Source organism: Rathayibacter sp. AY1A3 (assembly GCF_002930975.1).
In the GTDB taxonomy this organism is placed as follows: Bacteria; Actinomycetota; Actinomycetes; order Actinomycetales; family Microbacteriaceae; genus Rathayibacter.
In genome coordinates this window covers 46,204-59,280 of the sequence record NZ_PSTO01000010.1, presented here as the reverse complement: position 1 = coordinate 59,280, position 13,077 = coordinate 46,204, and the positions used below count along the sequence as shown (strand labels likewise).

Here is a 13,077-nt window from a genome sequence, read left to right as displayed (position 1 = left end):
CGCGAGGCGTGCGCACAGGTGGCATCTCGCGGTTGAAGGCTCAGCGCCAGGCCCGGGTGTACTGCGGGGGCACCGGCAGGTCCGCGCCGAGCTCGTGCGCCATCCGCACCGGAGCGTTCGGGTCGCGCAGCAGCTCGCGGGCGAGCAGCACGACGTCGGCGTCGCCGTTCGCGACCACGCCCTCCGCCTGCTCCGCCGTGGTGATGAGTCCCACGGCGCCGACCAGCGCACCGGTCGCCTTCCGCAGGTCGCGCGCGAACGGCACCTGGTAGAGCGGCGCCACCGGGATGCTGGCGTGCACGAGTCCGCCGGTCGACACGTCGAAGAGGTCCACGCCCTCGGCGCGCGCCCACTCCGAGACGGTGATCGTCTCCTCCAGTGTCCAGCCGCCCTCGGCCCAGTCGGTCGCGGAGAAGCGGACGAGCAGCACGAGCTCCCCGATCTCGGCGCGGACCGCGCGGACGACCTCGAGCAGCAGGCGCGCCCGGTTCTCGAGCGAGCCGCCGTAGGAGTCCTCGCGGGTGTTCGAGAGCGGCGACAGGAACTGATGGAGCAGGTACCCGTGCGCGGCGTGCAGCTCGATCACGTCGAAGCCGGCGTCCGCGGCGCGGCGGGCGGAGGCGCGGAACGCCTCGACGAGGCCCGGCAGCTCCTCCGCGGCCAGCTCGCGCGGCTCCGCGTAGCCCTCGAACGCGACGGCCGAGGGAGCGACGGTCGGCCAGCCGCCGTCCTCCAGCGGCACGGATCCGCGTCCGCTCCACTCGCGGTAGGTCGACGCCTTCCGGCCCGCGTGGGCGAGCTGCACGCCCGCGAGCGCGCCCTGTCCGTGCACGAAATCGACGATCGGAGCCCAGGCGTCGCGCTGCTCGTCGTTCCACAGCCCCGTGTCCCAGGGGCTGATCCGCCCCTCGGGGACGACGGCGGTGGCCTCCGCGATGACGACGCCCGATCCGCCGCGCGCGAGCCCGCCGAGGTGCACGAGGTGCCACGAGGTGGGCACGCCGTCCTGCGCCTCCACCGAGTACTGGCACATCGGTGCCGCCCAGAGGCGGTTGCGCGCGGTCCTCGAGCGGAGCGTCAGCGGCTGGAACAAGGCGGTGTCGGTCATGTCTCTCCTGTCGTGCTTCTCCGCGGAACGCCGCTTCGGTAGGCGATACGCCGGTGAGGGCGCACGCCGGCGGAATCTCGCGGAGGGGGTCACGTGCTCCAACCGGGAGGAGAGCCCGGCTATGCCCGGATCAGCGCGGCCAGGTCGCCCCGGGCGCGTCCTGCCAGACGGTGCTCGGCGGAGCGAGCGACTCCAGCTCCTCGAACAGCGCGTCGGGGATCTCGAGCGTGTCGTCGGCCACGAAGGAGTCGTAGTGCTCGGCGGAGGTGGCGCCGACGACCGTCGTCGTCACGCGGGGGTCGCGCGTCGAGAACTGCAGCGCGGCGGCGGCGAGCGGCACGCCTGCCCGGTCGCAGGCCGCTCCCATCGCCGCGACGGCGTCGACGATCTCGCGCGGCGCCGGCCGGTAGGCGTAGGAGGCGACCGGCTCCGGCCAGCGTGCGAGGGCGCCTCCGCCGTAGACCGCCGCGTTGACCACGATCACGCCGCGGTCGACGGACGCGTCGATCAGCTCCTCGGAGGAGCGGTCGACGAGCGTGAAGCGGTTGTGGGTGATCACGGCGTCGAACAGGCCGGTGTCGACGTAGTGGCGCAGCATCGGCGCGGGTCCGCCCGAGATCCCGATCGAGAGGGCGACGCCCGCCTCCTTCATCGCGACGAGCGCGCGGACCGGGCCGTCCTCGGCGAAGGCCTCGTCGTACGAGATGCGCTCCGGGTCGTGCAGGTAGAGCAGGGGGAGGACGTCCATACCGAGGCGCTCGCGGCTCTCGTCGAGGCTGCGGCGCATCCGCTCGGCCGAGTAGCTGCCGGTGCTCGGGTCGCGGTCGAGCTTGGTGACCACGGTGATCCCCTCGGGGACGCCGCCGCGGGCCTGCAGGGCCTCGCCGATCAGGCGCTCGCTGTGGCCGCCGGCGTACTCGTTGGACGTGTCGACGACGGAGACGGCGCGGGTGGCGGCGTCGGAGTCGAGGACGCGCTCGAGGGCCGGCACCCGGTCGAGGTCGGCGACGCGCTCGGGGCGCCAGGAGGTGCCGAGGGTCAGCCGGGTGACGGTGGCGCCGGACGGGCCGAAGGGCCGGAGGCGGGAGGACTGCGGAGTCATCCGCTCAGCCTGGCAGCGCCGGGGTCCTCCCCGCATCCCGCGGAGGATGAACGGTCAGTGGACGAGAGTGCTCTGCCCGACGACGCCGAAGCCCAGGAGCGTCGTCGCGAGCGTCCCGGCGGAGAGGTGGGCGATCCGGAAGACGGTGTCGGAGCGGCGCGGCCGCCTCCGAGGTCGACGCGGTGTCGTGCTCGACGGGATCCCTCCGCGGGGCCTTCCTCGGGGCGCGATGACCGGCGGCGGACCGGCGCGAGGCCGCCGTGACGGCCGGACGCGGGCCGGTGGTGCGCCCTAGGCTCGGCGCGTGACCGTCGATACCGCCGCCGCCGACTCCTCCGCCCGCTCCGCCGCGCTCGACGCTCTCGCCACTCCGGCGCTGGTGCTCGACGAGGCGGTGCTCGACCGCGACATCGCCGCCGTCGCCGCGGCTGCCCGCGAGCGGGGCCTGGCGCTCCGCCCCCACGCGAAGACGCACAAGTCGCTCGAGATCGCCCGGCGCCAGCTCGCCGCGGGGGCCGTCGGCCTCACCGTCGCGACCGTTTCGGAGGCCGAGGTCTTCGCCGCGGGAGGGATCCGCGACCTCTTCATCGCCTACCCGCTCTGGGTCGACGCCGAGCGCGCCGGGCGGCTCCGCCACGTCCTCGCGAGCGCCCGTGTGCGGGTCGGCGTCGACTCGGCGGAGTCGGCCGAGCGCCTGGCCGCGGCCCTGCCCGAGCGCGAGGGGCTCGAGGTCGTCGTCGAGATCGACTCCGGCCACCACCGCAGCGGCGTGCTCCCCGCCGAAGCCGGCGCGATCGCCGCGGCCGCCGTCTCCGCCGGGCTCGACGTCGCCGGCGTCTTCACCTTCCCCGGCCACAGCTACGCGGCCGGCAACGGAGCGGCGGCCGCCCGCGACGAGGCGCGCGCGCTCGCCGAGTCGGTCGCGTCGCTCGCGGCGTCCGGAGTCGAGGCCCGCGTGGTCAGCGGAGGCTCGACCCCCTCGGCCGCGTTCGCCGACTCCTCGGTGCTCACGGAGCTGCGCCCCGGGGTCTCGGCCCTCGGCGACGCCCAGCAGTGGGAGATCGGCACGATGACGCCCGAGGACATCGCCGTCACCGTCCTCGCCACGATCGTGTCCCGCCGCGGCGACCACCTGATCGCCGACGCGGGCAGCAAGGTGCTCTCCTCCGATCGTGGCGCGGCCTCGAGCGGCTTCGGCCGCCTCCCGGGGCACCCGGAGGCGCGCATCCCGGTGCTCTCGGAGCACCATGCGACGATCACCGGTGTCGACCTGCCCGTGGGGACGCGGGTGCGGATCGCGCCGAACCACGTCTGCGTCGCGGTGAACCTGGCCGACGAGTACCGCGTCCTCCTCCGCGACGGCGGCGGCGCCGTCTGGCCCGTCGACGCCCGCGGGCGGAACAGCTAGGCGATCCGCGAGCGCGGGATCCGCAGGCCGAGCAGCGCGCTCGCCGCCAGCAGCACGAAGGCGGAGGCGAAGGCCGCGGTCGGCGATGCGGCGTCGGCGAGAGCGCCTGCGAGCAGCGGCCCGATCACGCCGCCCAGGTCGGACGCGGCCTGGAACACCGAGACCGGCTTGCCGCCGCGCTCGCCCGCGGCGTCACCGACCAGCGCACCCGGGGCCGTGCCCATGAAGGCGGCCGCCGCTCCGTAGACGCAGAGCAGCACGACGAGCAGCCACAGCTCCGAGACGAACGGCATCGCCAGCATCGCCACCGCCGCGACGGAGAACCCGCCGATGAGCGCCGGGCGCCGGCCGACCGTGTCGACGAAGCGGCCGGCGGGCGCGAGCGCGATCGTCTGCACCACCGCGGCGATCGCGAACGCGATGCCGGTCCAGGCGGGCTGCCCGCCGAGCCCCTCTACGACGAGCACGGGGACGAGCGTCGCGCGGACTCCCATCGCCGACCAGCCGAGGGCGAAGTTCGCCAGCACCGCGCTCTGGTACCGGCGGTCGCGGGCGACCTCGCGCAGGGGCTTCGTCCTCGCCGCGGCGGACGGTGCCGCGTCGCGCTCCGGCCGCTGCAGCAGGATCAGCCCGACGAGCCCCGCGATCGCGAGCGTGCCGGCGTAGAAGAAGAAGGGGGCGGTGAGCGAGATCGCCGTGAGCACGCCGCCCACCGCGGGGCCCGCCATGCCGCCGAGCAGGAAACCGCCCTGGTAGAAGCCGATCGAGCGGCCGCGCCGCTCCGGGCTCGCGGTGCGCAGGAGGAGCGTCATCGCCGCGACGGAGAACATCGCGGAGCCGATGCCGCCGACTCCGCGCAGCAGGAGGAGGTGCGGGTAGTCGGAGGCGAAGCCGACCAGCGCCGAGGAGAGCGCGACGATGCCGATGCCGACGGCGAGCACGACCCGCTCGCCGAACCGGTCGACGAGCGGCCCCACGAACGGATTCGCGACCAGCCGCATCAGCGCGAACGCCGAGACGACCGCGCCGACCGCCGTGTAGTCGACGCCGAAGCTGCGCACGTAGGTCGGCAGCACCGGCACGACGACGCCGAACCCCAGCATCACGAAGAAGGCGACGACCCCCAGCACGAGCACGTCCCGCGGCAGTCGCTCGCTGTCTCGGGAACGCCACGGGAATCGCACCTGTCGACGCTACCCCTTCTCGAGGGCCCGGCCCGCGCCTCGATGTGTCGAGTTCGCGCCGACCGTCCGACACCCTCTCCGCGATGGCTACGGTCCCAGGACCCGATGGATCTGCCGGCGAATGAGGAGACGTCGTGAAGAGTTCTCTGTGGTTCGGGTCCGGTCTCGCTGTCGTCGCGCTGGCGCTGACGTCGGTTCTCGGGGCGCAGGTGGCCTCGGCCGCTCCGATTCAGCCGAACAAGAACTGCGAGGACGAGTTTCAAGGGGGGTGCGTGAAGTGGTACACCGGCGTCTCGACCTGCGATCACATCGTCGAGACCAGTGCCCCGGAATATCGAAAGAAGGCCTGCGCGGTCTGGGTCACGACGGGGACGATGCACATCGAGCGATGAACGATGGTGGACCGCACGACCGCCTCATCGGCGGTACTCGTATCCGTGCTGCTCCTCGTGGGCTGCACCGAGCCGGGAGGCGATCAGGAGGCCGCTCCCTGCGTCCCGCTCGAGCGCGCGTGGAACGACTACGCGCCGGAACTCGATCCCGTTCTGCGTCCACCGTTTCGCGAAGCCCTCGAGGGCTTCGACGAGAGCTCCTCGAACTCGATCGCGTCCGACGCTGCTCGTCTCGCCACGAGCAATCTGCTCTCCGCGATCTCCGGGGATCGACGAGCGAGCGAGTACTTCTGGAACGCCATGGACCTGATCGGCCGTGAGTGCGCCGAGGCGGGAGTCCCGCTGTCGTTCGACCACCACGGCGAGCAGCCGACGACGGGGAGCAGCGCCGACCTTGGGCGCCCGCCCTGGGCTCTCGATCCGCCGCCTCAGCCGGAGAGCGGCACGATCGAGCCGACGATCCCGGAGTAGCTCACGTAGTAGAGGACGCCGTCGCGGTGGAGGACGCCGCGGCCGGGGTAGCTCTCGTCCGGTCCGTCGGGCCCGTCGAGGAAGCCCGGAGCCGCGGTGTCGTCGGCGGTGAACCCGTCGGCGAGGAGCACGGCGCTCCGGTCAGGCCACTCCGCGTCCGGGACCGCCAGCTGCCCGACCACGACCGACACGTCGCCCTGGCCGCTCCACCGGCAGAGCACCCCGTCCTCGGCGATCTCCTGCACGACGGGGTAGTCGACGTCGTAGACCGTCGCCTCGGGTGAGAGGGCGAGACCGTCCTCGGCGAGCGACCCCTCCTCGTCGGCGGTGAGCAGGTCCTCGCAGGGGAGCAGGGCGGTGGCCGGGGTCGCGGTGGGCAGCGGAGTCGTGCTGCCGGCGCTCGCGGTCGGCACGGCACCGCTCGGCGTCGGAGCGCTCGAGATCAGCGGTGGAGCGGTCGTCGGGGCCGTCCCCTCGTCGGCGCTTCCCGTGCAGCCGCTCAGCGCGAGCAGCCCCGCCCCGCAGGCGAGCAGCGCACCGGCGCCCCTCGCGGTCGTCGTCCGGATCATCGCGAGCCCCCTCGTCCGCGGCGGCCGCGTCGCCGCCCCCTCGATCCTCTCCTCCGCTCTCGCCGGCTGTCCACCGCCCCCGGCCGGCGCCGAGGCGACTACCGCTTCGGCCCCGCGCCGATCGCCCAGACCCGCGGCGGCACGGTGCCGTTGACCGCGTGATCGCCGACGATCCGCGCCTTGAACACCCACGGATTGTGGCTCGCGGCCGTGCGCGCATTGCGCCAGTGCCGGTCGAGGTTCTTGCGGGTGCTCACCCCGGAGGCGCCCAGCGCGTCGAAGAGGTCGGAGGTCGCCCGGGTGGCCAGTTGCGTCAGGACGATCTGGGCCTGCGCCGTCTCGAGCTCGGCGAGGTCGTTCTGCCGCTCGTCCTCGAGCGGGTCGCCGTCGAGGGCCGCGTCGTGCGCCCGCTGCAGCGCGACCGCCGCGCGCTCCACGATCGCCGCTCCCGCATAGGCGGCGGCCGAGACCTGTCCCACCACCTGCAGGATCTGCGGATCCGCCGCGAACGACTCGGCGTTCCCGTGCGAGAAGATCCGGGTCCGCGCCCGCACCTCGGCTGCGATCTCGCGCTCGGCCCCCGCGATCGAGCCCGCCAGCACGGCCAGCAGCACCGCCTGGTAGAACGCGGTCTGGTAGCGGAACCGGGTCTCGAAGTCGATCACGTCCTCGGCCGCGACCACCGCCTCCGTGAAGGTGCTCGTCCCCGAGCCTGTGGTGCGCTGGCCGAAGCCGTCCCAGTCGTCGGCGTGCTCGACGCCCGCCTGGCGAGCGTCGACGATCGCGATCACCTTCTGCCCGGTGTCGGTGCGCTGGGCGAAGGTGTCGATCCAGTCGGCGAAGACGCTGCCGGTGGAGTAGTACTTCGTGCCGGTCACCGTGAACCGCGTCGGGTCGCCCTCGACCGGAGCGACCTTCGTCTGCACGTCGCCGATCGCGACCGCGCCGACCTCGGTCCAGGCGTTGCCGCCGAGCTCGCCGTCGGCGAAGCGCCGGAGCCAGCGCTCGCGGGTCCCGTCGGTCGCGAGCAGCCGGTCCTCGACCAGGGCGAAGTGGCCGCGGAGCGCCTGGGGCAGGTTGGAGTCGGCGGCGGCCAGCTCCGTCAGCAGGCGGAACAGCTGGGGGAGGCTCGCGCCGGCCCCGCCGGACTCCAGCGGCACGCGCACCGCGCCGAACCCGGCGTCCGCCAGCGCTCGGATCTGCGCGACCGGCAGCTCGCCTGCGCTCTCCCGCGCCGCCGCTCCCGCCGCGATCTCGGCGAACAGCGGCCGGAACCGCCCCGCCAGCTCCTCGTAGTCCACCTCGGGCACGGCCCGCAGATCGGTCGCGGTCATCGTCGGCTCCTGTTCCGTTGCGCCCACCCCGGGCGGCTCGTGCTCGACGGTAGGGGAGGAGCCCGGTCCGCGGTCCGCCCGTGACGCCCGGTGTCCCTCCGTGACCTCCGGTGTCCCTCCGTGACGCCCGGATCGGGGAATGCCTCGCCCCCGGGGCTGTTGGCCCAGGGGATGTCCTCCACCACTCCCGTCCCCCCGTCCGACCCCCGCACCGCCCTCGTCGTCGGTGCGACCGGCATCGGCGGCTCCGCCCTCGTCGACCTGCTCACCGAGCAGGGCTGGCCGGTGACCGCCCTCTCGCGCCGCCCGATCGACGCGCGCCCCGGCGTCACTCCGCTCGCCGCCGACCTGCGCTCCGCCGAGGACCTGGCCCGCGTGCTCGCCGACCAGCGCCCCACGCACGTCTTCTTCACCGCCTGGTCGCGCCAGGCGACGGAGGAGGAGAACATCGCGGTCAACGGCGGCATGGTCCGCGACCTCCTCGCCGCGCTCGCGCACGCTCCCGTCGAGCACGTCGCGCTGGTGACCGGCCTCAAGCACTACCTGGGCCCGTTCGAGGCGTACGGGCAGGGCGCGATGCCCGACACCCCGTTCCACGAGGAGGAGGAGCGCCTCGACGCCCCGAACTTCTACTACGCGCAGGAGGACGAGCTCTTCGCCGCGGCCGGGCGCGCCGGGTTCACCTGGTCGGTGCACCGCTCGCACACGGTCATCGGGCACGCCGTCGGCAACGCGATGAACATGGGGCTGACCCTCGCGGTCGCGGCGTCGATCCACCGTGCCGAGGGCACCCCGTTCGTGTTCCCCGGCTCGCTCACGCAGTGGAACGGACTCACCGACATGACCGACGCGACGATCCTCGCCGAGCAGATGCTCTGGGCGTCGACGTCGGAGGCGGGCCGCGACCAGGCCTTCAACGTGGTCAACGGCGACGTCTTCCGCTGGCGCTGGATGTGGACCCGGATCGCGGAGCACTTCGGCGTCGAGCCGGTCGGCCCGGGGGAGGAGCCGCAGCCGCTCGAGCAGCAGATGGCCGATGCCGAGCCCGTCTGGCGGCGCCTCGTCGACGAGCACGGGCTGATCGAGCCCGACCTCTCCCGCGTCGCCTCCTGGTGGCACACCGACGCCGACCTCGGCCGGAGCCTCGAGGTCGTCACCGACATCGGCAAGTCCCGCCTCGCCGGCTTCACGGCGTTCCACCGGACGGTCGACTCGTTCACGGCGCTCTTCGACCGCTACCGCGCGGAGCGCCTGATCCCCTAGCCCGTCGGCCCTCATCCGTCGCCGCTCCGTCGTCCGCCGGACACCCCGTCGACACCACTCGTCTCCCCGCCGTGCCTAGCGTCACGGCATGGCGGCGAGCGGATGATCGAGCGGGTGGACCCGTTCCTGGGCACGGAGGCGACCGCGCTCGCGGAGCCGACGGGGCTCGCAGCGACGTGGTGGTCGCCGAAGCCGCAGATCGGGAACACGCACCCCGGAGCCACCTACCCCCTCGGCATGGTGTCCGCGTGCTCCTACTCCGGCGCTTATCCGACGGGCTACGGCCGCTACGACCTCGCGCTCGAGGGGGTCCCGCCGACGCTCCACGACGGCCTCGAGGCGAGCGGATTCACCCACTTCCAGCAGTCGGGCACCGGCGCGATCCGCAAGTACTACAACTACCTGCGGGTCACGCCGATGCTCGAGCCGCTCGACGAGCTCGGGTGCAGCTGGGCCCTCGAGGACGAGGTGGCGGAGCCCGGCTACTACGCGGCGACCCTCTCCTCCGGCGTACGGGCCGAGCTCACCGTCGGGCCCGCCTCCGTGGTGCACCGCTACACCTTCCCCGAGCACCGCAGCGCCCGCGTGGTGGTCGACCTCTCCCTCGGGGGTCTGGCGATCCCGAGCGGAGCGACGGTGCCGCTGCGCGCGCAGCTGCACTCGATCTCGCCCGGCGTCGCGGCCGGCGAGGTCGTGATGGAGGGGGCGCCGCTCGCGGTGCACCTGGAGTGCGACGCCCTGCAGTGGCGGCAGATGCTCTGGTACGACCGCCGGCTGATGCCCGGCGGGACCCGGCTCGACTTCGACCACATCCGTCCCACCACGCTGCGCCCCTTCGGGCTGATGTGGGCGGGACCCAGCACGGCCGGGCAGACCGTCGAGCTCCGGATGGGCTTCTCGCTGCGGGGCACCGACCGTGCCCGCGAGAACCTGAATCGCGACGTCCCTCCTGCGGGCACCGGGTTCGACCAGCGCCGTGATCGCACCCGCAAGACGTGGCGGAAGCGCCTGCGCACGATCGCCGTCGACACCCCGTCCGCCGAGCGCGAGACGGTCTTCTCGACCGCGCTCTACCACTCGCTGATCAAGCCGTGCCTCGCCCCCTCCGAGAGCCCGTTCTGGCCGACGGACGGACCCTTCGTCTTCGACATCAGCACGATGTGGGACATCTACCGCACTCAGCTCCCGCTGCTCACGATGCTGCTGCCCGAGCGGGCGGTCGAGATCGCGGCTGCGCTCCTGACCATCTGCGAGGAGGAGGGCAACTTCCCGATCGGCTACCGGATGGCCAAGGGCAGCGACCGGTTCTCGCGCCAGGGCAGTGCCCTCGCGCACACCTTCCTCGCCGACCTCTGCCGACTGGGGCTGCCCGGCATCGACTGGGACGCCGCTCTCGTCCACATGAGCGAGGACCTCAAGCGGATGTACGGCGAGGAGTTCCTCGCCGCGGGGGAGGCTCACCCGATCAGCCACACGCTCGACCTGGCGCACGGCTACTGGTGCACGGCCGTCGTGGCCCGCCACGTCGGCGATCTCGAGCTCGCCGAGCAGCTCGAGGAGCGCGCCGCGCAGTGGGTGAACGCGTTCGACCTCCGCTCCGGCCTGCTCAAGGACTCGACGTACTACGAGGGCACCCGCCACAACTACTCCTTCCGCCTGCTGCACGACATGGCCGGGCGCATCGCCCTCAGCGGAGGGGACGAGGGCTTCGTCGCCCAGCTGGACGAGTTCTTCGGCTACGGAGCCGAGCCGGTCGTCCAGCCCGGGCTGCGCCCCGAGCGGAGCGAGATGCTCGCGGGAGCCGAGCTCGGACGCTTCGAGGGGCTCAACAACGAGCCCGACATGGACTCGCCGTGGGCGTACCACTACGCGGGACGGCCCGACCGGACCGCCGAGATCGTGCACGGCGTGCTGCACCAGCGGTTCGGAGCGGGCCGGGGCGGCCTGCCGGGGAACGACGACTCCGGCGGCCTCAGCTCCTGGTACGTGTGGGCGAGCCTCGGGCTGTTCCCCGTCGCCGGGCAGGGCCTGGTGCTGGTCAACGCGCCGAGCTTCGCGCGCGCGTCGGTGGCGATCGGAGGGGCCGACCTCGAGATCCGGACCACCGGCTTCGTCGAGCCCGAGGCGGGTGGGCCGGTCCAGTACGTGGAGTCGGCCGAGTTCGACGGCGCGCCCCTCCTGACGAGCGTCCTGACCGCGGCCGCCCTCCATCGCGGCGGCGAGCTGCTCCTGCACCTCGGTCCGGAGCCCTCCGACTGGGGGACCCTGCCCGAGCACCGGCCGCCCTCGTGGCCGGCGCGCCGGCACTGACCCCCGCTCGCCGTCACCCCCGCCACCACCGACCCCGCGCGTCCGGCCTCCGCCGCCGCACCCGACCGACGACCCCTGAAGGAGACCCATGGACCAGAGCACGCACGCGAACACCGTGCAGAACAGACTCGTCATCGTCGTCCGCGCCGATCCGGTGATCTGCGGGCACTCCGTCGAAGCGCGCAATCTCGCCGAGACCGCCCGGGAGCGCGGATTCGACGAGGTCCGGATCGTCACCTGGCCGATCGACCGGCTCGAGGCCGCGGGCCTCCCGCTCAAGCCGCTCGACGCCGTGCTGCCCTACAGCGACGGCATCGTCGTGGAGCGGCCGGGACCCGTGGGCGACTACAAGGTCCCGGACGGCCGCTGGCTGGCCGGGATGACCGGACGCCTGATCGAGCTGTTCACCGACGGCGTCCCGACCGTCTGCCTCTCGCTCTACCTGAGCCCGCACACGCTCGTCGTGGCCGACGCCCTCCGCGCCGCCTGGAGCACCGGACTCCCCGTCGAGGTGACCACGATCGCCGAGGCCGTCGGCTCCGACGTCACCAACGTGGTCCGCCGGGCGGTGGAGGAGGGCCGGCTGGGCGCTGCCGCGCACATCCTCTCCTCCTACCTCTCGCAGGATCACTGCGTCGCGGTGTCGGAGTACACGCGCGACCTGATCATCGAGGAGGCGGAGCGCGTCGACGCCGCGCACGGGACGCGCTTCGCTCCGCAGTGCCGGGAGCGCATCGCCGTGTCCTACCCGGCGATCGACGCGGACGCGTACCTCGACCTCGACCCCGGCGTCGTCGAGGAGGTCGTGCGGGCCCGCGGACTCCGGACCGACGGCTACGTCCTCTTCCTCTCGCGCCTGACCGAGGCGAAGGGCGTGGAGGATCTCATCACCGGCTACGAGCGCAGTGCCGTCCACGAGCGCCACGAGCTCGTCATCGCGGGTCGCGGTCCGCAGGAGGCGGAGCTGCGCCGGATCGCGGCGGCGTCGCCGCTGGCGCACCGCATCCGCTTCCTCGACGACGTCGGCGACGCGGAGAAGCCCTTCCTGATGGCGGGCTGCGCGGCGTTCGTGCTCCCGAGCAAGCCGCGGCCCGAGTTCGTCGAGACCTTCGGCATCGCGCTGGCCGAGAAGATGCTCGCCGGGGGCGGCCCGATCATCACCACGCTGACCGGCGGCATCGGCGAGGCGATCGGCGAGCACGCCTTCGTGACCCCGGTCGACAGCCCGGACACGATCGCCGCGCTCCTCGACCACGCCGTCCTCGAGCTCAGCGCCGACGATCGCGCACGCCGAGCGGCGGCCGCCCGGGAGTACGCCCTGCAGTTCGATCGGCGGGTCGTGTTCGACCGCCTCTTCGCCCGCCTGGCGCGTCCCGCCGTGGCGACGGCGTCGCTCTAACGGCGGGAGTCCGGAGAGGCCGTCGCTGCGGCGCCCCTCGCGATGAGCACGTCCGGCGAGAGCTGGTGGCGCACGAAGCGGAGGGTGAAGCTGCGGCGGTCTCCTCCGGAGACCCGCTCGGCGAGGACGCGGATGCCGAGGACGGCGACGACGCGCCACTGCTCGGTCTCGTGGGCGACGACGGCGCAGAAGAGGTCGCCCGGGCGCACCTCGTCGACGGTGGTGGTGAGGCTGTTCGTTCCGTGGGTCATCTGGCCGCTCCTGGTTCCGGCGGACCTCGCGGACGGCGCTTCGGGTGCGCCGCGCAGCCGTCCGCCGGTCGCTCGAGAGGGGGGCCCGAGCGGCCGGCGGCCGGTCATGCGTGCGACAGCAGGGACGAGCCCGCCGGAACGACCCCGTGCCGCACGAGCAGTGTAGGACTGCGACCCTGACCGTGGCGCGGAATGTCAACCACTTGCGAGCGCGCTCCCGGGGTTCTCACGCCCGGAGACGACGGAACCCGCCTCCCGGGCGGGAAGGCGGGTCGTGTCGGTGTGC

12 protein-coding genes are annotated in these 13,077 nt (G+C 73.5%); 6 read left to right on the top strand and 6 right to left on the bottom strand.

What is annotated here, in order from left to right; translation table 11 throughout:
* Positions 1-40: 40 nt before the first annotated feature.
* Positions 41-1,108 carry an NADH:flavin oxidoreductase/NADH oxidase gene (locus C5C10_RS06830; RefSeq protein ID WP_104254884.1) on the bottom strand — a complete coding sequence of 356 codons (1,068 nt, stop codon included), beginning with the start codon at positions 1,106-1,108 and terminating at the stop codon, positions 41-43.
* A 130-nt stretch (positions 1,109-1,238) separates the two neighbouring features.
* Complete coding sequence (locus C5C10_RS06825) at positions 1,239-2,210, bottom strand: aldo/keto reductase (RefSeq protein ID WP_181073407.1); 972 nt, start codon at positions 2,208-2,210, stop codon at positions 1,239-1,241.
* 304 nt (positions 2,211-2,514) lie between these two features.
* Here C5C10_RS06825 and C5C10_RS06820 point away from each other — a divergent pair, with 304 nt between their 5' ends.
* Complete coding sequence (locus C5C10_RS06820; protein ID WP_104328874.1) at positions 2,515-3,618, top strand: alanine racemase; 1,104 nt, start codon at positions 2,515-2,517, stop codon at positions 3,616-3,618.
* Here C5C10_RS06820 and C5C10_RS06815 read toward each other — a convergent pair.
* Positions 3,615-4,802, bottom strand: a complete 1,188-nt coding sequence (locus C5C10_RS06815) for an MFS transporter (RefSeq protein WP_244229579.1) — start codon at positions 4,800-4,802, stop codon at positions 3,615-3,617. The genes C5C10_RS06820 and C5C10_RS06815 overlap by 4 nt on opposite strands.
* 134 nt (positions 4,803-4,936) lie before the next feature.
* On the opposite strand from C5C10_RS06815, the gene C5C10_RS06810 reads away from it, so the two are divergent.
* Both C5C10_RS06810 and C5C10_RS06805 read left to right on the top strand, forming a co-directional pair.
* Positions 4,937-5,194 (top strand): hypothetical protein, encoded by a 258-nt coding sequence (locus tag C5C10_RS06810; protein WP_104328873.1) that lies wholly within the window; start codon positions 4,937-4,939, stop codon positions 5,192-5,194.
* A 3-nt stretch (positions 5,195-5,197) separates the two neighbouring features.
* A complete protein-coding gene (locus C5C10_RS06805; RefSeq protein ID WP_104328872.1) occupies positions 5,198-5,665 on the top strand; it encodes a hypothetical protein in 468 nt (155 codons plus the stop codon).
* Here the strand turns inward: C5C10_RS06805 and C5C10_RS06800 are convergent.
* Both C5C10_RS06800 and C5C10_RS06795 read right to left on the bottom strand, forming a co-directional pair.
* On the bottom strand, positions 5,623-6,234 hold the full coding sequence (locus C5C10_RS06800; protein ID WP_104328871.1) for a hypothetical protein: 612 nt from the start codon (positions 6,232-6,234) through the stop codon (positions 5,623-5,625). The two genes, C5C10_RS06805 and C5C10_RS06800, sit on opposite strands and share 43 nt — an antisense overlap.
* Before the next feature lie 98 nt (positions 6,235-6,332).
* Positions 6,333-7,568 (bottom strand): acyl-CoA dehydrogenase family protein, encoded by a 1,236-nt coding sequence (locus tag C5C10_RS06795; RefSeq protein WP_104328870.1) that lies wholly within the window; start codon positions 7,566-7,568, stop codon positions 6,333-6,335.
* Positions 7,569-7,739: 171 nt separating this feature from the next.
* On the opposite strand from C5C10_RS06795, the gene C5C10_RS06790 reads away from it, so the two are divergent.
* From C5C10_RS06790 to C5C10_RS06780, 3 genes are all read left to right on the top strand, one after another.
* A complete protein-coding gene (locus tag C5C10_RS06790; RefSeq protein ID WP_104328869.1) occupies positions 7,740-8,831 on the top strand; it encodes an SDR family oxidoreductase in 1,092 nt (363 codons plus the stop codon).
* A gap of 114 nt (positions 8,832-8,945) precedes the next feature.
* Positions 8,946-11,141: a glycoside hydrolase domain-containing protein gene (locus tag C5C10_RS06785; protein WP_258060462.1), complete on the top strand. Its 2,196-nt coding sequence runs from the start codon at positions 8,946-8,948 to the stop codon at positions 11,139-11,141.
* A gap of 88 nt (positions 11,142-11,229) precedes the next feature.
* The gene (locus tag C5C10_RS06780) at positions 11,230-12,540 is read left to right on the top strand and encodes a glycosyltransferase (RefSeq protein WP_104328867.1); all 1,311 of its coding nucleotides are present in this window, start codon (positions 11,230-11,232) and stop codon (positions 12,538-12,540) included.
* On the opposite strand, the gene C5C10_RS06775 is transcribed toward C5C10_RS06780, so the two are convergent.
* Complete coding sequence (locus C5C10_RS06775; RefSeq protein WP_104246999.1) at positions 12,537-12,791, bottom strand: hypothetical protein; 255 nt, start codon at positions 12,789-12,791, stop codon at positions 12,537-12,539. The genes C5C10_RS06780 and C5C10_RS06775 overlap by 4 nt on opposite strands.
* Between the last annotated feature and the right edge of the window lie 286 nt (positions 12,792-13,077).

Bases quoted from the DNA above. Each gene is read 5' to 3' on its own strand.
- C5C10_RS06830 (WP_104254884.1), bottom strand. From the start codon at position 1,108: ATGACCGACACCGCCTTGTTCCAGCCGCTGACGCTCCGCTCGAGGACC.
- C5C10_RS06825 (WP_181073407.1), bottom strand. From the start codon at position 2,210: ATGACTCCGCAGTCCTCCCGCCTCCGGCCCTTCGGCCCGTCCGGCGCC.
- C5C10_RS06805 (WP_104328872.1), top strand. From the start codon at position 5,198: ATGGTGGACCGCACGACCGCCTCATCGGCGGTACTCGTATCCGTGCTG.
- C5C10_RS06800 (WP_104328871.1), bottom strand. From the start codon at position 6,234: ATGATCCGGACGACGACCGCGAGGGGCGCCGGTGCGCTGCTCGCCTGC.
- C5C10_RS06795 (WP_104328870.1), bottom strand. From the start codon at position 7,568: ATGACCGCGACCGATCTGCGGGCCGTGCCCGAGGTGGACTACGAGGAG.
- C5C10_RS06790 (WP_104328869.1), top strand. From the start codon at position 7,740: ATGTCCTCCACCACTCCCGTCCCCCCGTCCGACCCCCGCACCGCCCTC.
- C5C10_RS06780 (WP_104328867.1), top strand. From the start codon at position 11,230: ATGGACCAGAGCACGCACGCGAACACCGTGCAGAACAGACTCGTCATC.
- C5C10_RS06775 (WP_104246999.1), bottom strand. From the start codon at position 12,791: ATGACCCACGGAACGAACAGCCTCACCACCACCGTCGACGAGGTGCGC.